At 68.5% G+C, this 19,916-nt stretch carries 21 protein-coding genes; 10 read left to right on the forward strand and 11 right to left on the reverse strand.

Translation table 11 applies throughout. The annotated features are described in order from the left end of the window. Positions 1 to 148: 148 nt before the first annotated feature. Positions 149 to 916: an IclR family transcriptional regulator gene (locus DEQ92_RS17265; protein ID WP_004978289.1), complete on the forward strand. Its 768-nt coding sequence runs from the start codon at positions 149 to 151 to the stop codon at positions 914 to 916. A gap of 613 nt (positions 917 to 1,529) precedes the next feature. On the opposite strand, the gene DEQ92_RS17275 is transcribed toward DEQ92_RS17265, so the two are convergent. The 4 genes from DEQ92_RS17275 to DEQ92_RS17290 form a co-directional block, all read right to left on the reverse strand. Further along, on the reverse strand, positions 1,530 to 2,426 hold the full coding sequence (locus DEQ92_RS17275) for an enoyl-CoA hydratase/isomerase family protein (RefSeq protein WP_115821167.1): 897 nt from the start codon (positions 2,424 to 2,426) through the stop codon (positions 1,530 to 1,532). Then, entirely contained in the window at positions 2,423 to 3,307 is an 885-nt protein-coding gene (locus DEQ92_RS17280; RefSeq protein ID WP_115805736.1) for a 3-hydroxyacyl-CoA dehydrogenase family protein, read from the reverse strand. The genes DEQ92_RS17275 and DEQ92_RS17280 overlap by 4 nt, the downstream gene beginning before the upstream one ends. Before the next feature lie 86 nt (positions 3,308 to 3,393). After that, entirely contained in the window at positions 3,394 to 4,983 is a 1,590-nt protein-coding gene (locus tag DEQ92_RS17285) for a zinc ribbon domain-containing protein (protein WP_115805735.1), read from the reverse strand. Beyond that, the gene (locus DEQ92_RS17290; RefSeq protein ID WP_004978297.1) at positions 4,980 to 6,143 is read right to left on the reverse strand and encodes a thiolase domain-containing protein; all 1,164 of its coding nucleotides are present in this window, start codon (positions 6,141 to 6,143) and stop codon (positions 4,980 to 4,982) included. Before DEQ92_RS17290 ends, DEQ92_RS17285 begins: the two co-directional genes overlap by 4 nt. 100 nt (positions 6,144 to 6,243) lie before the next feature. Between DEQ92_RS17290 and paaK the strand changes: the two genes are divergently transcribed. Beyond that, complete coding sequence (gene paaK, locus DEQ92_RS17295) at positions 6,244 to 7,533, forward strand: phenylacetate--CoA ligase PaaK (protein ID WP_004978300.1); 1,290 nt, start codon at positions 6,244 to 6,246, stop codon at positions 7,531 to 7,533. A 9-nt stretch (positions 7,534 to 7,542) separates the two neighbouring features. On the opposite strand, the gene paaI is transcribed toward paaK, so the two are convergent. Then, a complete protein-coding gene (gene paaI, locus DEQ92_RS17300; protein WP_115821168.1) occupies positions 7,543 to 7,953 on the reverse strand; it encodes a hydroxyphenylacetyl-CoA thioesterase PaaI in 411 nt (136 codons plus the stop codon). A gap of 96 nt (positions 7,954 to 8,049) precedes the next feature. Between paaI and DEQ92_RS17305 the strand changes: the two genes are divergently transcribed. Continuing rightward, positions 8,050 to 8,520: a MaoC/PaaZ C-terminal domain-containing protein gene (locus DEQ92_RS17305; protein WP_004978303.1), complete on the forward strand. Its 471-nt coding sequence runs from the start codon at positions 8,050 to 8,052 to the stop codon at positions 8,518 to 8,520. Positions 8,521 to 8,541: 21 nt separating this feature from the next. Here the strand turns inward: DEQ92_RS17305 and DEQ92_RS17310 are convergent, their stop codons facing one another. Then, complete coding sequence (locus DEQ92_RS17310; protein WP_050460289.1) at positions 8,542 to 9,060, reverse strand: VOC family protein; 519 nt, start codon at positions 9,058 to 9,060, stop codon at positions 8,542 to 8,544. Between the two features lie 55 nt (positions 9,061 to 9,115). Between DEQ92_RS17310 and DEQ92_RS17315 the strand changes: the two genes are divergently transcribed. The 7 genes from DEQ92_RS17315 to DEQ92_RS17345 all read left to right on the forward strand — a co-directional run bounded on the left by DEQ92_RS17315 (position 9,116) and on the right by DEQ92_RS17345 (position 16,952). Beyond that, on the forward strand, positions 9,116 to 10,120 hold the full coding sequence (locus DEQ92_RS17315) for an LLM class flavin-dependent oxidoreductase (protein WP_115805734.1): 1,005 nt from the start codon (positions 9,116 to 9,118) through the stop codon (positions 10,118 to 10,120). A gap of 180 nt (positions 10,121 to 10,300) precedes the next feature. Further along, positions 10,301 to 11,485 carry an ABC transporter substrate-binding protein gene (locus DEQ92_RS17320; protein ID WP_004978309.1) on the forward strand — a complete coding sequence of 395 codons (1,185 nt, stop codon included), beginning with the start codon at positions 10,301 to 10,303 and terminating at the stop codon, positions 11,483 to 11,485. Between the two features lies 1 nt (position 11,486). Then, on the forward strand, positions 11,487 to 13,487 hold the full coding sequence (locus DEQ92_RS17325; protein WP_004978310.1) for an ABC transporter permease: 2,001 nt from the start codon (positions 11,487 to 11,489) through the stop codon (positions 13,485 to 13,487). After that, positions 13,480 to 14,244, forward strand: a complete 765-nt coding sequence (locus DEQ92_RS17330) for an ABC transporter ATP-binding protein (RefSeq protein WP_004978312.1) — start codon at positions 13,480 to 13,482, stop codon at positions 14,242 to 14,244. The genes DEQ92_RS17325 and DEQ92_RS17330 overlap by 8 nt, the downstream gene beginning before the upstream one ends. Next, positions 14,241 to 14,969, forward strand: a complete 729-nt coding sequence (locus tag DEQ92_RS17335) for an ABC transporter ATP-binding protein (protein ID WP_004978314.1) — start codon at positions 14,241 to 14,243, stop codon at positions 14,967 to 14,969. The genes DEQ92_RS17330 and DEQ92_RS17335 overlap by 4 nt, the downstream gene beginning before the upstream one ends. A gap of 79 nt (positions 14,970 to 15,048) precedes the next feature. After that, on the forward strand, positions 15,049 to 15,432 hold the full coding sequence (locus DEQ92_RS17340) for a PaaI family thioesterase (RefSeq protein WP_004978316.1): 384 nt from the start codon (positions 15,049 to 15,051) through the stop codon (positions 15,430 to 15,432). A 68-nt stretch (positions 15,433 to 15,500) separates the two neighbouring features. Further along, a complete protein-coding gene (locus DEQ92_RS17345; protein ID WP_115821169.1) occupies positions 15,501 to 16,952 on the forward strand; it encodes an aldehyde dehydrogenase in 1,452 nt (483 codons plus the stop codon). Between the two features lie 192 nt (positions 16,953 to 17,144). Here the strand turns inward: DEQ92_RS17345 and paaE are convergent, their stop codons facing one another. From paaE to paaA, 5 genes are read right to left on the reverse strand one after another with little or no spacing between them, the layout of a single operon-like run. After that, entirely contained in the window at positions 17,145 to 17,312 is a 168-nt protein-coding gene (paaE, locus tag DEQ92_RS23955) for a 1,2-phenylacetyl-CoA epoxidase subunit PaaE (protein ID WP_004978321.1), read from the reverse strand. Positions 17,313 to 17,315: 3 nt separating this feature from the next. Beyond that, positions 17,316 to 17,759 carry a 1,2-phenylacetyl-CoA epoxidase subunit PaaD gene (gene paaD, locus DEQ92_RS17350; protein WP_115821170.1) on the reverse strand — a complete coding sequence of 148 codons (444 nt, stop codon included), beginning with the start codon at positions 17,757 to 17,759 and terminating at the stop codon, positions 17,316 to 17,318. Next, on the reverse strand, positions 17,752 to 18,570 hold the full coding sequence (gene paaC / locus DEQ92_RS17355; RefSeq protein ID WP_004978327.1) for a 1,2-phenylacetyl-CoA epoxidase subunit PaaC: 819 nt from the start codon (positions 18,568 to 18,570) through the stop codon (positions 17,752 to 17,754). The genes paaD and paaC overlap by 8 nt, the downstream gene beginning before the upstream one ends. 2 nt (positions 18,571 to 18,572) lie before the next feature. Then, a complete protein-coding gene (gene paaB, locus DEQ92_RS17360) occupies positions 18,573 to 18,893 on the reverse strand; it encodes a 1,2-phenylacetyl-CoA epoxidase subunit PaaB (protein WP_004040859.1) in 321 nt (106 codons plus the stop codon). A gap of 5 nt (positions 18,894 to 18,898) precedes the next feature. After that, on the reverse strand, positions 18,899 to 19,843 hold the full coding sequence (paaA, locus tag DEQ92_RS17365) for a 1,2-phenylacetyl-CoA epoxidase subunit PaaA (RefSeq protein ID WP_050460280.1): 945 nt from the start codon (positions 19,841 to 19,843) through the stop codon (positions 18,899 to 18,901). Between the last annotated feature and the right edge of the window lie 73 nt (positions 19,844 to 19,916).

The following is a 19,916-nucleotide window of genomic DNA, read 5'->3' on the forward strand; positions in this document are numbered from 1 at the left end:
ATCATGCACGTCTGCTATCCAATCGGACGCTACTTTGCTCTATCGCCGACTCGCGGTTCGAGCGTCCGCCGCGGTCGTTCGAGCGAGTGGAACCCCCGTTCGAACTGTTCGAACAAGATTTATCACGAACGAACACCGAAGTTAGGTGATGACAGACGACGAACAGCGCCGACCGGTGACGACGGCCGCCACGTCGCTCGGCATCCTCGAACGGCTCAAGTCGGGGGGCCCGATGGGGCCGACGGGACTCGCCTCGGAACTCGGGTTGGCCAAGAGCACGGTCCACCGGCACCTGAAGACGCTCGAACGCGAGGGGTTCGTCGTCCCCGACGACGACGGTTATCGGGTCGGGCTTCGGCTCCTCGACTTCGGCATCTACGCGCGAGACCAGCACCAGCTCTACGAGGTGGCCAAGCCGAAACTGGACGAACTCGCCGAGCAGACCGGCGAGAAGGTGTGGTGCGTCACGGAAGAGCAGGGCCGCGGGTTCCACCTCTACGGCGCGGCCGGCGCGCACTCGGTTCGGACGCCGGCCCGGGAGGGGACGCGCTCGTACCTCCACCAACTCGCCGCCGGCAAGGCCATCCTGTCGGCGTTCCCGGACGAACGCGTCCGCGACATCGTCGACCGACACGGCCTCCCGGCGAAGACGCCGCGGACGATAACCGACCCCGACGCGCTCTTCGAGGAACTGGCGACGATTCGCGAGCGCGGGTTCGCGCTCAACCGCGAGGAAATCGTCCCGAAACTCCACGCCGTCGGCGTCGCGGTCACCGACAACGAGGGCCACCCCGTCGGGGCGATAAGCATCTCGGGGCCCTCGAACCGGCTTCGGGGCGACCGACTGACCGGCGACCTCGCCGACCTCCTCCTCGGCGCGGCCAACGAGGTCGAAATCAACCTCAACTTCTCCTGACCCGGTCGCTCGCCCCGCCGGCGAGCCGAGTATGCGGACCGTTCGTTCGAATGGTTCGAACCCGCTCAGCGGACGCTCTCTCGCGCGAAGTCCGATAGTTCCGCTTTCGAGGGGTCGAGACGACGACTCGACTTCGACAATCGCTGTTCGAACCCCTCGAACAGATTGTGATTATATACTTATTATACTATCGTAGACTGACGCGGCGGGAACACGAACAATTACAGAATTAAATCTGTCACGGACCGCGGCGAGCGGACGAACCGCCCGTCTGCCGTCCTGTGGACCGGACGCGTCGTCGCTGGGTCTCGTTCGCCCCGAAACCGCCGTATCCCCGTCATTCGAGACTCGGTGTTCGGTTCGCGCGCGAGACGGTCATCGATAGCGACTGCCGATACGGCGGCGTCGCTCGATTACGGACTCGCGTTCGAAAGGACGGAACGCTCGGTCCTCCACCGGCGCGCCCCCGATTCGGCCTCGCTCGCGGGCGGGTCGCTCTCGAAGACGTGTTCGCGTCGTGAAACTAGCGCTCGCGCCTGCGCTGTGAGTTCTCGCCGGGCGGTCGCGGCGGTTTCGAAGCCGTTCGAGCAGTTCGAACGGTTCGAGCGGGGGTCTATCGTTCGCGCTCGTGCCACTCGGGCTCGCGGTCCTCGAAGAACGCGTCGATACCCTCGTCCTTGTCGGGCGAGCCGAACAGTTGGGCGAACAGTTCCGCCTCGTACTCGATGCCCTGTTCGAGGTCCGTCCGCGAGGCGGCCTTGACGGCCTTCTTGGCGAACTCCAGGGCCACGGGGCTCTTCGTCGCCATCATCTCGGCGAGTTCGTACACCCGGCCGTCGAAGGTTTCGTCGCCGTGGACCTCCTCTACGAGGCCGATGTCCGCGGCCTCCTCGGCGGAGATGAGCTCGCCCGTCAGGATGAGTCGCATGGCGTGTCCCTCGCCGACGAGTCGCGCGAGTCGCTGGGTGCCGCCCCCGCCGGGCATGATACCGAGATTGATTTCGGGTTGGCCGAGCTTCGCCCGCTCGTGGGCGATGCGCACGTCGCAGGCCTGCATCAGCTCGCAGCCGCCGCCGAGCGCGTGGCCGTTGACCCGGGCGATGACCGGCTGTCTGAGGTCGTCGACGCGCTCGTACACCCGCGGTCGTTTGCTCGCCTCGCGCTGTTCGAGCATGTCGCGCTCGCGGAGCTCCGTCACGTCCGCGCCGGCGACGAACGCCTTCGCCTCGTCGGACCCGGTGAGGACGACGACGCGCGCGCTGCTCTCTCCGATGGCGTCGAGGACGCGCTTGAGTTCTGCCCGGAGCGTCGCGTTGAGCGCGTTCCGCGCGTCGGGGCGGTTCAGCGTCACGGTGACGACGCCCTCGACGCGGTCGCCGACGACGGCGTCGACCGTCTCGCACTCGGCGGCGACGGACTCGACGGCCGACGTTCCGCCGTCGGCTCGGGGGCCGCCCGTCTCTCGGTCGTCGGCGCTCGGACCGTCGGCGCTCGGGTCGTCACCGCTCATCGGTCCATCACGTCCTCGCTCGCGCCGACGATTTCGCCGTCCTCCCAGACGTAGAACCCCTCGCCGGTCTTCTTGCCGAGCTTGCCGGCGCGGACCTTTCGCTTGAGAATCTGCGGCGGGCGGAAGCGCTCGCCGAGTTCCTCGCGCAGGTACTCGAGGATATCGAGTCGAACGTCGAGGCCGACCACGTCGCCGAGTTCGAGCGGGCCCATCGGGTGGTTGTAGCCGAGTTCCATCGCGGTGTCGATGTCCGCGGGCGAGGCGACGCCCTCCTGCACCATGCGCATGGCCTCGACGCCGAGGGCGACGCCGAGCCGCGAGGAGGCGAAGCCGGGCGAGTCACCGACCTCGACGGCCGTCTTGTCGATGCCCTCGACGAACTCGGTGGCGAACGCCAGCGTCGCCTCGCTGGTCTGTTCCGCGACGACGACCTCCACGAGCCCCATGATGTGGACCGGGTTGAAGAAGTGGAGCCCGAGGCCGCGCTCGGGACGTTCGAGGGCGCTCAGTATCTCGGTCACGGAGAGCGACGACGTGTTCGACGCGATGACGGCGTCGTCGTCGACGAGGGATTCGACCTCCGCGACCGTCTCGCGCTTGAGCCCCATGTCCTCGGGAACCGCCTCGACGACGAGGTCGGCGTCGGCGACCGCCGCCTCCAGCGAGGTCGTCCCCGAGAGTCGGTCGAGCGTCGCCGCCATCTCGTCGGGCGTCACCTTGTCGCGGTCGACGCCGCCCCGGAGGTTTGACTCGATGGCGTCAAGCCCGTCTTCGACGTACGCCGCTTCGATGTCGCGCATCGTCACCTCGTGACCGGCCATCGCGGCCACCTGCGCGATGCCGTGGCCCATGGTTCCCGCGCCGAGTACACTCACTTGCATCACCGGAAGGGGTTCGGGAACCATCATAATCGTTTGCCCTCGTTTCGGCATCGGTGACCCCGTCCTGCTCCCGCGCCCCCGGACGGTTACTCCCGCCGCGCCTCGGTCGGGACGACCTTGAAGCCGTATCTCACGACGCCCTCCTGCTCGTAGATGCGGCGCGGGACGGCCTCGACGCGGTCGCCGATTGCGGGCGTTCCGGCGGGCGAGTGGACGACCTGCGCGGGCGCGCTCACGGCTCGGTCGTCGGCCTCGCCGTCCGGGCCGTCGAAGGCGACGACGGCGACCGGGAACGACCCGGCGCGCTGCTGCTGCTCGACGAACTCCGGCGGCGCGCCCCCTTGTCCGATGGCGGTCGCGGCCTCGACGGTCCCCGTCCCGGGGAGCGTCGCGTCGTCGTAGCCCGCGAGCGACCCGCAGTCGGGACACGCGCCCTCCGGCGGGAACGAGAGCGCGCCGCACTCGGTACACTCGCCGGCGACGAGGCGGTGGCGCTGCGGAATCGTCCGCTTCCACGTCGGCACACTGACGTACGCGCCCCCGCCGGCCGGCTCCCCGCCGGTGATGGTCCCGCGCCGCCGGAGCGCCTCCGCGTAGGAGAGTTCCACGTCGCCGTCGAGGGCGGCCTCGACCGGGACGGCAGAGGTGGCGGAGGTGGCGGAGGCGTCGGAGGCGGCATCTGACGCCCTCGTACTGAGCGCGAGCGCGGTCGCCCCCGCGCCGCCGCCGTAGCCGACGAGGAGCACCGAGGTCGCGGGGGACCGGCCGTTCGACTCGTCGCCTGCCGCGTCGTCCTCCGAGTCGGCGAGCGCCGACGCGAGTCCGAGAAACGGCCCGGCGGCCCCGGTGTCGCCGGTTCGCGAGACGACGGTCCCGGCCGCGATTCGCGCCGGTTCGACGCCGAGCGCGGCGGCCGCGCGGTACGGGAGTTTGCCGTCCGGCGCGGTGAGCGCGACGGCGTCGGGGTCCAGTTCGGCGTCGTCGACGCCGAGGGCCTCGACCGCCCCGCCGACCGCCCGCGTGTAGGCGTCGCGCTCGTACTGCGTGACGCCGATGGAATCCGTCTCGGCGCTTCCGAACTCTCGGAACCGCGTGCCGGGCGCGGGGTCGCCGAACTCGCCCACGGCGTCGACGGCGAGCGGAGCGTCGTCGGTGAGGACGAGCGCGGCCGCCCCTGCCCCGGCACCGGCCGCCTCGTCGCTTTCGGGCGCTCCGCGCGGGCTGTCGGCGACGACGACGAGCGCCGGACCGCCGCTCCCCGTCCCCGCACCTGCGTCCGAGCCTCGGGTCGCCTCGACCGTCGCCGCCAGCGCCACCGCGCCGGCGCGGGTGCTTCCGCCGAACTGCCGGGTCGGAACCGACGGGTCGACGCCGAGGAGCGAGACCAGTCGGACCGCGCTTTCCTCCTCGTCGTTCGGCGGCGTCGTGGTGGCGAACGCGAGGTGTCCGATATCGCTCGCGTCCACGCCGGCCGCGTCGAGCGCGCGCCGGCCCGCTTCGGTCGCCATCGTCAGCGTGTCTTCGTCCGCGTCGGCGACGGCGACCTGCTCGACGCCCGGCGCGCCGCCTTTGCCCCACGCCTCGCGGTAGGCCGACGCGGGGAGGGAGAGTCTGGGGACGTACGCGCCGACGCCGGCGATTCCGGGGGTCGCTCGCGCCGAGTCGTCGGCGCTCATAGCGCCCCTCCTTCGAGGACGTGGACGACGGCGGCACCGCCCGACCCGCCGACGTTGTGGGTGAGGCCGACGTTCGCGCCAGAGACCTGTCGGTCCCCCGCCCGGCCGCCGAGCTGTTTGAACGCTTCGACGACCTGTCCGGCGCCCGTCGCGCCGATGGGATGGCCCTTCGATTTCAGGCCGCCGGAGGGGTTGACGGGCAGGTCGCCGCCGAGTTCGGTCGCGCCCGAATCGACCAGTTCGGGCGCGTGTCCGCGCTCGCAGAAGCCGAGGTCCTCGTACGCCAGCAGTTCGGCGATGGCGAAGCAGTCGTGGACCTCCGCGAAGTCCACGTCGTCGGGGCCGAGACCGGCCATCTCGTAGGCGGCCGCGGCGGCCCGCTCGGACGATTCGACGGCGGTGTAGCTGTCGCGCTGGAAGAGGCCGACGCGCTCGGAGGCGGCACCCACGCCCGCGACGCGGACGGCGTCGTCGCACGCGCTGGCGACGTCCTCGCTGGCGACGAGGACCGCGGCCGCGCCGTCGGAGGTCGGACAGCAGTGATAGAGGTTCAGCGGGTCGGCCACGACGGGCGCGCTCCGGGCGTCGTCGAGCGAGCACTCGAAGCCGAGGTGCGCCTTCGGGTTCTTCGCGCCGTTCGCGTGGTTCTTGACGGCGACCTTCGAGAAGTGGTCCGGCGAGGCGTCGTAGGCGTCGAGGTACGCCGAGGCCATCTGGGCGTAGACGCCCGCGAACGTCGTCCCGGTGAGCCGCTCCCACTCCGTCTCGCCGCTGACGCCGAGCCAGTACTTCGCCACGTCGCCGCTCATGTCGGTCATGACCTCGTAGCCGCCCGCGAGGGCCACGTCCGCCATCCCGCTTTTGACCGCCTGCACCGCCTGTCTGACCGCGTAGCCGCTCGCTGCGCAGGCGTTTTCGATTCGGGAACAGGGGACGCCGTGGAGGCCGACGTGCTCCGTCACGGCCGGCCCCGATAAGCCGAGTTGCCGCCCGCCGACGCCGAGCGACCCGACGACGGCCTCGTCGATATCGGCCGCCTCGACGCCGCCGGCGCTCCCCAGCGCCTCCTCGAACGCGGTCGCGAACAGCGACCGATAGCTCTCGTCCGGAAACGCGCCGTACTTCGATTGGCCCGCTCCGACGATGTATGCGTCTCGCATGGTAGTCGATTGCGTATCCCCCGCGAAATAGGTTCGCCCCGCGGCGCGGTCGTCCGACCGCATCATTTTTATCATATTCTATCATCGACTTCAAACGTACATGGTATTCGATAGCACGGAGACCGCCTCGCGGGAGGAACTCCGCGAGGTCCAGGACGGTCGCCTGCGGGAGACGGTTCGGAACGCGTACGAGAACGTCGAGTTCTACCGCGAGACGTTCGACGAGGCCGGACTCTCGCCCGCGGACATCGAGAGCGTCGAAGACCTGTCGAAACTGCCGTTCACGACGAAAGAGGACTTCCGCGACCACTACCCCACGGGGATGTTCGCGGTCGACATGGACGACGTGATTCGCGTCCACGCGTCGTCGGGCACGACCGGCAAGCCCAAAATCGTCGGCTACACCCGCGAGGACCTCGACGTGTGGAGCAAGGCCGTCGCGCGGTGTCTCGTGGCGGCCGGCGTCGGTCCCGACGACGTGGTTCAGAACGCCTACGGCTACGGCCTGTTCACCGGCGGTCTCGGCCTCCACCAGGGCGTCGAGGAGCTCGGCGCGACGGTCATTCCCATCGGCGGCGGCAACACCCAGCGACAGGTGGAACTGCTCTCCGACCTCGGAAGCGACGTCATCGCGTGCACCCCGTCGTACGCGCTCTACCTCGCCGAGGTCGCAGACGACATGGGAATCGACATCCGCGACCTGCCGCTTCGGACGGTCATCTTCGGCGCGGAGCCCTGCACCGAGCCGATGCGGAACGAAATCGAAGCGCGACTCGGCGTGACCGGCATCGACATCTACGGCCTCTCGGAAATCGTCGGCCCCGGCGTCTCCGTCGAGTGCGAGGCGCAGGACGGCCTCCACGTCTGGGAGGATTACTTCTACCCCGAGGTGGTCGACCCGAACACCGGCGACCCCGTCGAGGAGGGCGAGGAGGGCGAACTCGTGTTGACGACCCTCGCGAAGGACGCGCTGCCGGTCCTCCGGTATCGGACGGGCGACCTGACCACGCTGGACTACGGCACCTGCGAGTGCGGCCGAACCTGCGTCCGCATGGACAACATCACGGGCCGGTCGGACGACCTGATAATCGTCCGCGGCGTGAACTTCTACCCAAGCGAGGTCGAGTCGGTCGTCCTCGAGTTCGACCAAATCGCGCCGCACTACCGCATCGACCTCCGCCGCGAGGGGAACCTCGACCGGGTGGAAATCACGGTCGAACTGGTCGAGGAGTTCGGCGGGTCGCTGTCGGACCTCGAAGGTCGGATTCAAAAGCGGCTCTCGAACGTGCTCTCGTTCACGCCCGACGAACTGAACCTCGTCGAGTACGGCGACATCGCGCGCACCGAGGTCGGAAAGGTCCAGCGCGTCTACGACCACCGCGGCCAGTAACGCGCGCCGTCAGCGACCGCCGGGTTTGTAGACGCGGCCTCGAAACGTCGCGATTCGCTCGCCGCCCCCGTCAGAGACGACGACCTCGTACTCAGCGGTTCGCCCCCCGAGATGCGTCTCCTCGGCGACCGCGCGGAGCGTCTCGCCCACCTCGGCGGCCGCGAGGTACGAGATGTTCGTCTCCAGCGCGAACGCGGCGTCGCCGTGGCTGTTCGAGGCGGCCGCGAAGGCCGCGTCGGCGAGGCTGTACACCGCGCCCCCGTGGGGCGTCCCGTGGAAGTTCAGGTGGTCTTCGGCCACGGTCAGCGTCGTCTCCGCGTACCCGTCGCCGACCTCGGCGAGGTCGATACCGACGCGCCCGCAGTAGGGGTCGTTCGAGGCGCGCTCCCGTATCTCCGCGTAGTCGTCTTGCTCCGACATGCGACCACACGTCGTCCTGCGCTCCCCAAGTAGGCACCGACTGTCAGGAAAGATAGGTATGTAAACTACTTTATCTGATGACGGTGACGGCGAGATATGGCATACAGCTACGAACCGCACTACTTCGAGGACTTCGAGGAGGGCAAAGAGTTCCAGAGCGTCGGCCGCACCGTCACCGAGGCGGACTTCATGATGCACTCCGCGCTCTCGGGCGACTGGACCGAACTCCACACGAACAGCGAGTACGCGGAAGACACCCAGTTCGGCCAGCGAATCGCCCACGGGCCGATGACGTTCGTCCAGTCGACCGGCTTCGTGTATCGCTCGGGCATCGTCGAGCGCACCGCCATCGCCTTCCTCGGGATGAACTACATGGACCTGCCGAACCCGGTGTTCATCGGCGACACGCTCTCGCAGACGATGGTCGTCTCGGAGCGAAAGGACCTCGGGAGCCGCGACGACGCCGGACTGGTCGTCCTCGAAATCGAGATGACGAAGCAGGACGGTACCGTCGTCCTCGAAGGCGACATGAAGTTCCTCATCAAGACGAAGTCGGCCGAGGAGTAAGCCGGCTCCCCGACAGGAGACTCACGAATCCACCCGCTCGCCGCGGACGAACAACGCGTCGTCGGCTCCCTTCTCGCCGTAGTCGTCGTGGTACTCCATCAACTGAAAGAGCGCGCCGGTCGGGTTTCGCGGCGAGACGAACGCCTCGGTCCAGCCGTCTTCCACCGCGCGCCCCACGACGCGCTCGCCCGCGGCTTCGAGGGCGGCGACCATCGCGTCGACGTCCGACACCTCCAGCGTGACGTGGTGGAGGCCGGGGCCGTGCTCGTCGAGGAAGGTCGTCAGAAACGACTCCCCTTCGACGGGCGCGACGAGTTCGATTCTGGAGGCGTCGCCGAGGACGTAGGTCGCCCACTCGAACGAGCCGTCCGCGACCGTCTCGCGGTGGACGCGCTCGCAGCCGAGCGCGAGCAGCGTCGGCTCGGCGGCCTCGACGTCTTCGACGGCGATGCCCACGTGGTCGACGCGCGCGGCCGGCGGCGCCGGCTCCGTCGCGGTCGCGGTCGTCGAATCCGGGGGTACCGAGTCGTCGGGAACCATCTCCGACGAACTCGGTGTTCCTAACTATTAATAGCTAAGGTGCGAACTCCGAGTCATGAAACTCGGGACGGGACTGTTCACCTGCCAGCGGCGGCCGGACGACGACCGGCCGATGGCCGACCTGTACGACGAGATGCTGACGCTCGGGCGCGCGATAGACGACGCGGGCCTCGACAGCGCGTGGGTGTCCGAACACCACTTCATGGCGGACGGCTACCTCTCGGGGACGATGCCCTCCCTCGGGGCGCTCGCGGCGGCGACCGAGTCGGTCGAACTCGGCACGTGTATCGCGCTCGCGCCGCTGTACGACCCGATTCGGCTCGCCGAGGACGCGGCGACGGTCGACCTCCTCTCGGGCGGCCGAACGACGCTCGGCCTCGCGATCGGCTCCAACCCCCGCGAGTTCGACGCCTTCGGCGTTCCGCGAGACGAGCGCGTCGACCGCCTCGCCGACACGGTCTCCCTCCTCCGCGACGCGTGGTCGGACGGTCCGATAGCGCACGAGTCGCCGTTTCACGAGGGTGCGACCGGCGTCGACGTGACGCCCAAACCGGCACACGACGTGCCCCTCATGCTCGGCGGCGCGGCCAAGCCCGCGGTTCGCCGGGCGGCCCGGACGGCGGACGCGTGGTGTGCGCCGTCGTCGCTCTCCCTCGGGGGCCTGCGCAAGCGCGTCGAGGACATCCGGAGCGTCCGGGAGGCCGAAGGACTCGACGGTGAGTTCACGATATACGTCCTCCAACACGGTTTCGTCGGCGACTCGAAGGCCGAGGCGTGGGACGCGATGAGAGACGGTTACCTCTACCTCCAGCGCCGGTACGCCGAGATATTCTCCGGCGACGAGGTCCCCGAACTGTCCGACGAGCGCCGGGCGGAACTCAAGGCACAGGCCGTCTTCGGCACGCCCGACGACGTGGTCGCGGAACTCGACCGCTACCGCGACGCCCTCGGCGACGATATCCACTTCATCTTCCGCACCTACCACCCCGGAATCGGCACCGACCGGATGGTCGAGTGCGTCCGCCGACTCGGCGACGAGGTCCGCCCGCGACTCGTCTGAAGGGGCCGAATCGGCGGTTCAGGGCCGAACGCGACGTTCTTGTCGCCAGCGAAACGCAAACATTTAAACGTGAAGTTTTTCATGTTACATGTGAACATACATACCATGAGAGACGATTGTTCAGCGGACAGCGGCGCACAGCCGCGTCCGTCGCGGCGACGGTTCGTACAGGCGGCTGGGTTGGCGGGCGTGACCGGGCTGACGGGCGTCGCCGGCTGTCTCGGCGGCGGTGGGGGCGGCGGGTCGAACGCCATCACCTATGGAGTGATTAGCCCGATGACCGGCCCGTACGGCGGTCTCGCGGTCGGCCAGCGAAACGGGGCCGAGTTGGCGATACGACACGTCAACGAGAACGAGGACATCGACGTGGAGATAACGGGCGTCTACGAGGACACCGAGGCGGACCCCTCGACCGGCCGGCGGAAGGCGCAGTCCGTCGTCGAGCAGGACGGCGCGTCGTATCTCATGGGCGCGATATCGTCCAGCGTCGCGCTCGCGCTCAACGAGTTCGCGGCCGAAGAGGAGCTCATCTACAACCCCGGCGGGGCCGCGGTTCCCATCACGGGGTCGAACTGCAACGAGTGGGTGTTCCGCGCCGAGACGAACACGGCGCAGATGGCCGAGGCCGTCTCCGACTACACCGCCGAGAACCTCGGGACCAAGGTGTGGTTCCACATCGCCGACTACGCCTACGGCGAGTCGGTGATGCAGCGCGTCGAGCGCCGCATGCGCGACGGCCACGACATCGAAGTCGTCGGCCGGAGCCGCTCGCAGCTCGGCTCGACCAACTACAACTCCTACGTCAGCCAAATCGCCAACTCCGACGCCGAGGTGGCGGTTCTCGGCATGACCGGCGGCGACCTCATCAACTTCGTCAAGCAGGCGGCGAGCCAGGGGCTCAAAGAGAGCGTGAACCTCATGTCGCCGACGATGACGTTCTCGGTCGTCCGCGGCGCGCTCGGCGAGGCCGCCTACGGAACCTACGGCGGGGTCCGCTACCTGCCGACGCTCGAAACGGGCGACAACCAGTCGTTCGTCGAGGCCTACCAAAGCGAGTACGACTCCCTGCCGGACAACTTCGCGCGGGCCGCGTACATGTCCATTCGGATGACGGCGCGGGGCATCGCGGAGGCCGGCTCGACCGACCCCGCGGAGGTCAAGGAGGTGCTTCCGGGCCTCGAAATGGACACGATTCTCGGGCCGAACCAGTTCCGCGACTGCGACCACCAGGCGATGAACCCGGTGTGGCCGGGCGAACTCGTCGCGCCGGACGGCGGGAGCGGTCCCGCGACCGTCGAACTCGGCGAGATGATAGCCGGGGCGGACGCGCTCCCCGACTGCGGCGAACTCGGCTGCTCGCTCTAGCATGTCGGTCGCTAGTGCCGTCGCCGAGCAGGTCCTCAACGGGCTCGTCGTCGGGATGGTGTACGTCCTGCTCGCGGCCGGGCTCTCCATCATCTTCGGCGTCATGGACGTCATCAACTTCGCCCACGGAGAGCTGTTCGCCCTCGGCGCGTACTTCGCGTTCGCCATCGCCGGCCCCCTCGGCGGCGCGGGCTTCTGGGTCGCGCTCGTCGTCGCGCCCCTCCTCGTCGGCGTCGTCGGGATGGGAATCGAGCGGCTCACCGTCAAGCGGCTGTACGGCCGCGACCCGCTGTACCACATCCTCCTGACGTTCGGACTCGTCCTCATCATCAACGACCTCATCACGTCGGTGTGGGGCAAGTCCGCCCAGCCGTTTCCGGTTCCCTCGGTCCTCGACCAGCCGGTCGCGCTGTTCGGGTTCAACTACTCGCTGTACAACTACGGCATCATCGTCTTCGGGTCGGCGCTGGCGCTCGGCACGTGGCTCCTGTTGAACCGCACCCGCTTCGGGATGATAATCCGCGCCGGCTCCGAGGACCGCGAGATGGTCCGCACCCTCGGCATCGACATCGACCGCTACTACACCCTGACGTTCGGATTCGGCGCGGCGCTGGCCGGCGTCGCCGGCATCGTCCTCGGCGCGTACCAGAACGTCAGCCCGACGATGGGGAGTTCGGTCATCATCCCGGCGTTCGTCATCGTCGTTCTCGGTGGCCTCGGGTCGTTCCGCGGGGCCGTGGTCGGCGGGCTGTTCGTCGGCCTCGTCCAGACGTTCGCCCGGACGTACGCGCCGTTCCTGGAGGGACTCATCGTCTTCCTGCTCATGATCGCCGTGCTCGTCGTCAAGCCGACGGGGCTGTTCGGCACGAGCGTCGGCGCGGGCGACCACCACGACGGCGCGCTCCTCCACGGCTCCGGCGGCGGCGTGCTGTCCGCGGAGACGCGCGCGAAACTCGGCTACGCCGGCGTCGGCGCGCTCCTCGTCGTCCCGCTTCTCGCGGAGGTGACCGGCGTCACCTACTCCGTGACGCTCCTCGAAGACATCCTCATCTGGGCGCTGTTCGCGCTCAGCCTCGACCTCGTGCTCGGCTACGCGGGTCTCGTCTCGCTCGGTCACACGCTGTTTTACGGGGTCGGCGCGTACGCCTCGGTCCTCACGCTCATGCACGTCTCGCCGTCGGTGTTCGTCGCGCTCGTCGTCGCCGTCGCCGTCTGCGCGGCCATCGCGTGGGGCGTCGGTTACCTCTCGATACGCGTGTCCGGGGTGTTCTTCGCCATGATAACTCTCGGGTTCGCGGAGCTGTTCTACAACGCCGTGTTCAAGTTCGACTTCACCGGCGGCTCCGACGGCCTGTTCGGCGTCGACGCGTTCTACGGCCTCGCCGGCCTCGGCATCGACCCCGGCGAGTTCGCGGTCCCGCTGGGACCGGTCGTCCTCGACGGCGGCGTCGTCCAGTACTACTTCCTCCTCGCCGTCGTGGTCGGGTCGTACCTGCTGGCCCGCCGCCTCATCCGCGCGCCGTTCGGCTCGGTGCTGCAGTCCATCCGCGAGAGCGAAGAGCGCGCCTCCTTTATCGGCTACGACGTGACCGCCTACAAGCGCCGCGCCTTCGTCGTCTCCGGCGGCCTCGCAGGGCTCGCCGGCGGACTGTTCGCCGCCAACAACGGCTACGTCGCGCCGTCGTTCCTCCACTGGATAAACTCGGGCGAGGTCATCGTGATGACCGTCCTCGGCGGCATGGGGACGCTCTACGGACCGATGCTCGGCGCGGGCGTCTTCGTCGCCGCGGAGGACGTGCTCTCGTCGTACATCGACCAGTGGCAGCTCGCCATCGGCGTGCTGTTCGTCCTGTTCGTCATCTTCGTGCCGCGGGGGCTCGTGTCGCTCCCGCGGACGGTGGCCGACCACCCGCTTTTCGAATCGGCCGTCGGCGACCGGTTCCGCGACCGCGTCGGCGAACAGGCCGGTGTCACCGACCCGGAGGTAGACCGCCATGAGTGACCCCATACTGCGGACGGAGAACCTGACGAAGGAGTTCGGAAAGCTCGTCGCCGTCGACGACGTGACCCTCGACGTGGAACGCGGCGAGTTCCGGAGTCTCATCGGCCCCAACGGGGCCGGCAAGACGACGACGTTCAACCTCCTGACCGGCGCGCTCCGGCCGACCCGCGGCACCGTGACGTTCAACGGCGAGAACGTGACCGCGCTCCCGCCGCACGAGCGCGTGCGCCGCGGCCTCGGCCGGTCGTTCCAAATCACGAACGTCTTCTCGGGGCTCACGGTCCGCGAGAACGTCCGCCTCGCCGCGCAGGCGGCCCGCGAGGGCGGTTTCACGCCGGTCGAAGAGTACCTTCGGCGAAGCGACGCTTTCGACGACGTGAACGAGCACACCGACCGCGTGCTCGACCGGTCCGGCCTCCTGGGCCGCGGCGACGAACCCGCGGACGTGCTCGCCTACGGCGACAAGCGCCGGCTCGAAATCGCCATCGTGCTCGCCACCGACCCGGACATGGTGCTTCTGGACGAACCGACCGCCGGCATGAGCGCCGAGGAGACGCGGGCCACGATGGACCTCATCGACGAGGTGCTGTCGGACCGGACGCTCCTGCTCATCGAACACGACATCGACCTCGTGATGCGGGTGTCCGACCGCATCACGGTCCTCCACCGCGGCGAGGTGCTGGCCGAGGGGACGCCCGAGGCCGTCTCGGAGGACCCGGAGGTCCGCGAGGCCTACTTCGGGGGTGTCGAGGCGTGAGCGACGAACCGCTCTTGTCCGTCCGCGGACTCGTCTCGGGGTACGGGTCGACCCGCGTTCTGCAGGGCATCGACCTCGACGTGCCGCGGGGGTCTGTCGTCACGCTCATCGGGCGCAACGGCGTCGGCAAGACGACGACGCTCCGGAGCATCCTCGGGAACGTCCCGCCGTCAGCGGGGACCATCACCTTCGACGGGACGGACATCACGACGCTGTCGCCGGAGAAGACCGCTCGCGAGGGCATCGCGCTCGTCCCCGAGGAGCGCCGCGTCTTCCCCGGCCTGACCGTCACCGAGAACGTCGAAATCGGCCGTATCGGCGGTCGGCGAGACGTCGAGAAGCCGAGCGTCGACGCCGTCGTCGACGAGTTCGAGAACCTCGCGCGCCACCGGAACAGCCGGGGGGCGAACCTCTCGGGCGGCGAACAGCAGATGCTCGCTATCGCCCGCGCGCTCGTCTCCGCGCCGGACCTCCTGTTGCTCGACGAACCGACCGAAGGGCTCGCGCCCGCTATCGTCAAACAGGTCCAGCGAAAAATCGAGGAACTGAACGACGACGGCGCGACCATCCTTCTGGTCGAACAGAACGTGCAGGTCGCCCTCGACGCCGCGGACTACGTCTACATCCTCGACAAGGGCCGGGTCGTCCACGAGGGCCCCGCCGACGAGGTCGCGGCCGCCGACGAGGTCCTCGACCGGTACCTCGGCGTCTCGATGGCCGACTGACTGCGACCGGCGTCTCGCCGGTCGCTCGGTCGGGGCCGACCGACGAAACGAACTTAACGCACCTGTGCGAACTGGTGGCATGGACATCGAAGAGTTCTTCGAGAGCATGCCGTTCGCGCGGCTCTTGGGCGTCGAAGTCACCGAGGCCGCAGACGGGCACGCGGAGGGCCGCATCGAGATGCGCGAGGAACTGTCGTGGAACGCCGACCGGGTGATGGCCCACGGCGGCGTGACGTTCACTCTCGCGGACACGGTCGGCGGCGCGGCGCTCGTCAGCGAGGTCGACCAGCCCGTCCCGACTATCGACATGCGAATCGACTACCTCAACGCGGGGACCGGTGACCTCCGCGCCGAGGCCGACGTGGTCCGACTCGGCGGCGACGTGGGAACCGTGGACGTGGACGTGTACGCGACGGACGGGAATCACGTGGCGACTGCGAGGGGAGTCTACAAGACCGGTTGAGTTCCCCGCCCGTCGCACAGTTAGTAATCAACAATAGTTAATATTATGCGCGAAAAGGGTATTTCGTAATGGAATACAGTGGCCCGACCAGTCTCTACATCGACGGGGACTGGGTAGCCGCGGCATCGGACGAGACCATCGAGACGCGCGACCCGGCGACCGAAGCGCCGTACGCCGAGGTCGCCCGCGCGGGCGAGGCGGACGTCGACGCCGCGGTGCGGGCGGCGAACTCGGCGGGCGCTCGCGGCGGCGAGTGGGAGACCACGAGCGCGGCCGAGCGCGGCGAGAAACTGCGCGCGATGGCCGACTTCATCGAGGCGCGGAAAGACGAGATAGCGCTCGTCGAGTCCCACGATAACGGCAAGACGCCGTTCGAGGCCGGTATGGAGGTCCAGATGGTCGTCGACACCTTCCGCTACTACGCCGGGTGGACCGACAAGGTGACCGGCGAGTACAACCCCGTCCCCGGCGGGCGCGTCAACTACACGACCCGCGAACCGCTCGGCGTCACCGGACACATCGTCCCGTGGAACTACCCCTTCCAACTCGCGGGGCGCAGCCTCGCGCCGGCGCTCGCCTGCGGCAACACGGCGGTGGTAAAGCCCTCCAGCCAGACGCCGCTTTCGGCGCTCTACTACGGCCTCGCGGCCGAGGAAGCCGGCCTCCCCGACGGCGTGGTGAACGTGGTTCCCGGGAGCGGGTCCGAGGCGGGGTCGGCGCTCGCCTCGCACCCCGACGTGGCGCACGTCACCTTCACCGGCAGCACCGAAGTCGGTAAGGGCGTCATGGCCGACGCCGCGGCCACCGTGACCGGCGTCACGCTCGAACTCGGCGGGAAGGGCCCCAACGTCGTCTTCCCCGACGCCGACCTCGACGCCGCCGCCAAGGGCGTCCACTACGGCATCTTCATGAACGCCGGCCAGATGTGCTGGGCCGGGTCGCGCCTGCTCGTCCACGAGGACGTGGCCGACGACCTCGTCGAGCGAATCGTCGCGCGCGCCGAGTCGACCCCGCTCGGTTCCGGCATCGACGACGACGGTCGGATGGGGCCGGTCGTCAGCGAGTCCCACCGCGAGGACGTGTTGGAGTACATCTCCCTCGGCGTCGAGGAGGGCGCGACCGTCGCCTGCGGCGGCGGCGTTCCCGAGGACAAGGAGACCGGCTACTTCGTGGAGCCGACGGTCCTCACCGACGTGACGAACGACATGACCGTGGCCCGCGAGGAGATATTCGGCCCGGTCCTCGTCGTCACCGAGTTCTCGGACCGAACGGAGGCGATCGAACTCGCCAACGATTCGCCGTACGGGCTTCTCGCCGGCGTCTGGACCGAGGGGCTCTCTCGCGCCCACCGCGTCGCCGACGCGCTCGACTACGGAATGGTCAGCGTCAACGAGTACCCGGTGACGTTCCCGCAGACGCCCTTCGGCGGCACGAAACAGAGCGGCCACGGCCGCGAGCAGGGCGCGGAGGCTGTCCGCGAGTTCACGCAGGCGAAGAACGTGAACCTCAACATCGGCTGACTCGGCCGCCAATTCGGCCCGTAATCCGCTGGACGCTTCGGCCCTCAACTCACTTCCCACTGAACGCCTCGGCCCTCGACCCACTTCCCGCTGAACGCTCCGGACCGCGACCCGTCGTCCCCGGACCGACCGCCTCGGCTCTCCGCGGTGGTCGTTCCCGAAAAACGCTCTTCTCCAGTCTCTCCGCCGACGCTATTCGAACCGCTGGAACGGCTCTTGACAGTCGTTACAGAAGTGCATCGACCGGCACAGTCCCGGCCCCTTCGGATGCTCGCGGACGGTGTTCGTGCCGTCGCAGTACGGGCACTCCGCGCCCGACGTTTCGCCCGTCGTCTCGGTGCTGGGGTCGAAGCGGCGCATCGCTCACACCCCCAGTCCGAACTCGCGGAGGGCCTCGCGGCCCGCCTCGGTCACCATGTCGACGGTCCACTCCGGCGTGAACCGGAGTCGCACGGACGCCTCGTCGACGCCGGCCGACAGAATCGCGCACTGCACGTCGTTTTCGAGGTAGTCGCGCGCCGGACAGCCGGTGTAGGTCAGCGTCATCTCGACGATGCCGAGCGTCTTCGCCTCGCCGTCTTCGCCCCCCCGCTCGACGACGCGAACGTCGTAGATGAGGCCGAGGTCGACGATGCTCACCGGCATCTCTGGGTCCTCGATTTCGTAGAGAGCGTCCCAGATGTCGGCTTCGACGCCCGCGGCTCCGACGCCCGTCTTCGGGAAGCCCTCGGGGACCTCGCCGTCGGCGTACTCCGTGTAGCCGCAGGCGGTCGCCTCGGGCGCGTCGTCGGCGCTCACGTCAGACACGCTCCCTGCCGATTCTCGCCGGCTCGGGCGCTTCGAGCTCATCGTACGTCCGCCGGAACTCCGCGGCCAGTTCGTCCCAGTGGTCGGTGTGGGTGCCGTCGCGGCCGCGGGCGCTCGGGCGCTCGACCTCGTCGGGTTCGGGCACGTCGAGCCCGAGCGATTCGAGGTACGGGATGACCGTCTCCAGCCACTCGATGCGGAGGTCGGCGGTAGACATCGTCCGGAAGCCGTTGTCGACGATTGCCGCCTCGTGTTCGGGCTCGGCGAAAAGCGAGAGCGCGTGGGGGAACAGCCGGTCGAGCGCGTCCTGCACGCGGTCGCGGCTGTCGCCCTCGGCGAGGCGGTCGAGCCAGCTCTGGGCGTTTTCGAGGTGGTAGCGCTCCTCGCTCAGCACCTTGCCGACGCGGTCGGCGAGCGGCGCGTAGCTGGTGTCGACGAGCGCGTCGAGGCGCAGGCGCTCGGCGGCGTCGTAGAGATAGCTCCGCAGGACGACGTCGGCCCAGTCGCCCTCCGCGAACGGGAGTTCGACCAGCGTGGCGTGCCTGAACTCGTCGGCGGGGCGCTCCCAGATGAGTTCCGCCTCGGTGTGACCGAGCTCTTCGAGCAGGTCGTACCACAGCCGAGCGTGGCCGAACTCGTCCTGTGCGACGTTCGCCAACGCGAGGTCGGATTCCAGCGTCGGCGCGTAAATCTGCCACTCGATGAGGCGCTCGCCGTGGACGTACTCGTCGTCCGCGAGGCGGAACAGCAGCTCTTCGAGCGCGGCGCGCTGTTCGGCGTCGAGGTCTTCGGGGTTGAGCGTCGCTGGCATGGTTAGCTGTCCGCCTCGAGCGATTTCTCCACGTCGGCCTGCTCGGCCTCGCTTTCGGCGACTTCCGGCGCGGCCGGTTCGATGTCCGTGTACGAGGTGGCCCAGCGGTAGGTCTTGTCGGTCGTCCCGCCGAAGCTCGTCTCGTCGGCGTCGATTTCGCCGATTTCGTCGTGCGGGACGACCCACAGGCTGTGGGTCTTCATCCGCCGGCCGTGCTGGACGGCCGCGAACTGGAGCGCCAGCTCGCGGTCCGGCGCGTGGACGTTGCCGCAGTGTTTGTGGTACGCTCCCGGTTTGTCCTGTCTGAACACTTCCCAAATCATGGTTCTCAGTCCGCCGCCTGCGGGGTTCCGGCCCCCGACGCGCCCTCCCAGCCGTGCATCGATTCGCGCACCCACTCGACCGCCTCCTGTGCCTGTGCCCGGGAGTTGATCTGCTCGTGGCTCCCCTCGGAGGCGTTCTTGGCGATGGTCCAGAACTCGTCCCAGTTCAGGTCGTCCTCGTTGACGTGGTAGGTGTCGAGTTCCTCGTCGTACTCGATGCGCGGGTACTCGGGGACGACGAGGCCGTACTTCTCGGCCTTCGGGACGTACGTGTCGAGGAAGGTGTCGCGCAGTTCGTCGTTGGACTTCGTCTTCAGGCCGACCTCCTGGGCGAAGTCGTTGTGGACGGACTTGTCGTTGGTCGGGCCGAAGAACTGGATGATTCGCGGCCACCACGTCTCGAAGGCGGCCTGCGTCTTCTCTTGGGTCGCCTTCGACCCGTTCATCAACTCGGAGAGGATGGACTCGCCGTGTTTGACGTGGAAGCCCTCCTCGAAGCACACTTTGTCCATCGCGTGGGCGTACGGCGTCCACGACGTGTTCTTGAGCGTCGCCTGCCGGTGCATGGCCGCACCGTCGACGAAGAAGGCTATCATCGGCACCTCGTGCCACGACTCCATCGGGTAGTGGAAGCAGTTGAGGAACTTGCCGTCGCCGCGGGCGAGTTCGTCCAGCATCTCGTCGCGCGTCTTGACGCCGAGGGACTCGGCCGCGCGGTAGAGCAGTTGCGCGTGGCCGATTTCGTCCTGTACCTTCGCCGAGAACGCCAGCTTTCGGTCGATGCTCGGCGCTTGCCGGATGAACGGCTTTTCGAGGTAGCCGCCCATCACCTCGCTGTTCGCGTGGAACTGAATCATCCGCGTCGCGGCCTTGCGGTACTCCTCGGGCATGTCGTCTTTCGGAGCGAACTGCCGCGGGCCCGCTCGTTCTTTGACGGTTTCGAGGTCCATTGGTCTATCAGGAACTATCATCTATAACTACTTACGAATTGACCCGCCCATGGCCTGCCTTTTTATATTCGTG

Source organism: Haloferax sp. Atlit-6N (assembly GCF_003383195.1).
GTDB classification, from domain to species: Archaea; Halobacteriota; Halobacteria; order Halobacteriales; family Haloferacaceae; genus Haloferax; species Haloferax gibbonsii.

Excerpts from the sequence above, each read along its gene's own strand:
- DEQ92_RS17345 (WP_115821169.1), top strand. The coding sequence starts at position 15,501 with ATGGAATACAGTGGCCCGACCAGTCTCTACATCGACGGGGACTGGGTA.
- DEQ92_RS17280 (WP_115805736.1), bottom strand. The coding sequence starts at position 3,307 with ATGCAAGTGAGTGTACTCGGCGCGGGAACCATGGGCCACGGCATCGCG.
- paaB (WP_004040859.1), bottom strand. The coding sequence starts at position 18,893 with ATGATTTGGGAAGTGTTCAGACAGGACAAACCGGGAGCGTACCACAAA.
- paaE (WP_004978321.1), bottom strand. The coding sequence starts at position 17,312 with ATGCGCCGCTTCGACCCCAGCACCGAGACGACGGGCGAAACGTCGGGC.
- DEQ92_RS17290 (WP_004978297.1), bottom strand. The coding sequence starts at position 6,143 with ATGCGAGACGCATACATCGTCGGAGCGGGCCAATCGAAGTACGGCGCG.
- DEQ92_RS17330 (WP_004978312.1), top strand. The coding sequence starts at position 13,480 with ATGAGTGACCCCATACTGCGGACGGAGAACCTGACGAAGGAGTTCGGA.
- DEQ92_RS17285 (WP_115805735.1), bottom strand. The coding sequence starts at position 4,983 with ATGAGCGCCGACGACTCGGCGCGAGCGACCCCCGGAATCGCCGGCGTC.
- DEQ92_RS17265 (WP_004978289.1), top strand. The coding sequence starts at position 149 with ATGACAGACGACGAACAGCGCCGACCGGTGACGACGGCCGCCACGTCG.
- paaA (WP_050460280.1), bottom strand. The coding sequence starts at position 19,843 with ATGGACCTCGAAACCGTCAAAGAACGAGCGGGCCCGCGGCAGTTCGCT.
- DEQ92_RS17310 (WP_050460289.1), bottom strand. The coding sequence starts at position 9,060 with ATGGTTCCCGACGACTCGGTACCCCCGGATTCGACGACCGCGACCGCG.
- paaK (WP_004978300.1), top strand. The coding sequence starts at position 6,244 with ATGGTATTCGATAGCACGGAGACCGCCTCGCGGGAGGAACTCCGCGAG.
- DEQ92_RS17275 (WP_115821167.1), bottom strand. The coding sequence starts at position 2,426 with ATGAGCGGTGACGACCCGAGCGCCGACGGTCCGAGCGCCGACGACCGA.
- DEQ92_RS17325 (WP_004978310.1), top strand. The coding sequence starts at position 11,487 with ATGTCGGTCGCTAGTGCCGTCGCCGAGCAGGTCCTCAACGGGCTCGTC.
- DEQ92_RS17315 (WP_115805734.1), top strand. The coding sequence starts at position 9,116 with ATGAAACTCGGGACGGGACTGTTCACCTGCCAGCGGCGGCCGGACGAC.
- paaI (WP_115821168.1), bottom strand. The coding sequence starts at position 7,953 with ATGTCGGAGCAAGACGACTACGCGGAGATACGGGAGCGCGCCTCGAAC.
- DEQ92_RS17340 (WP_004978316.1), top strand. The coding sequence starts at position 15,049 with ATGGACATCGAAGAGTTCTTCGAGAGCATGCCGTTCGCGCGGCTCTTG.
- DEQ92_RS17305 (WP_004978303.1), top strand. The coding sequence starts at position 8,050 with ATGGCATACAGCTACGAACCGCACTACTTCGAGGACTTCGAGGAGGGC.
- paaC (WP_004978327.1), bottom strand. The coding sequence starts at position 18,570 with ATGCCAGCGACGCTCAACCCCGAAGACCTCGACGCCGAACAGCGCGCC.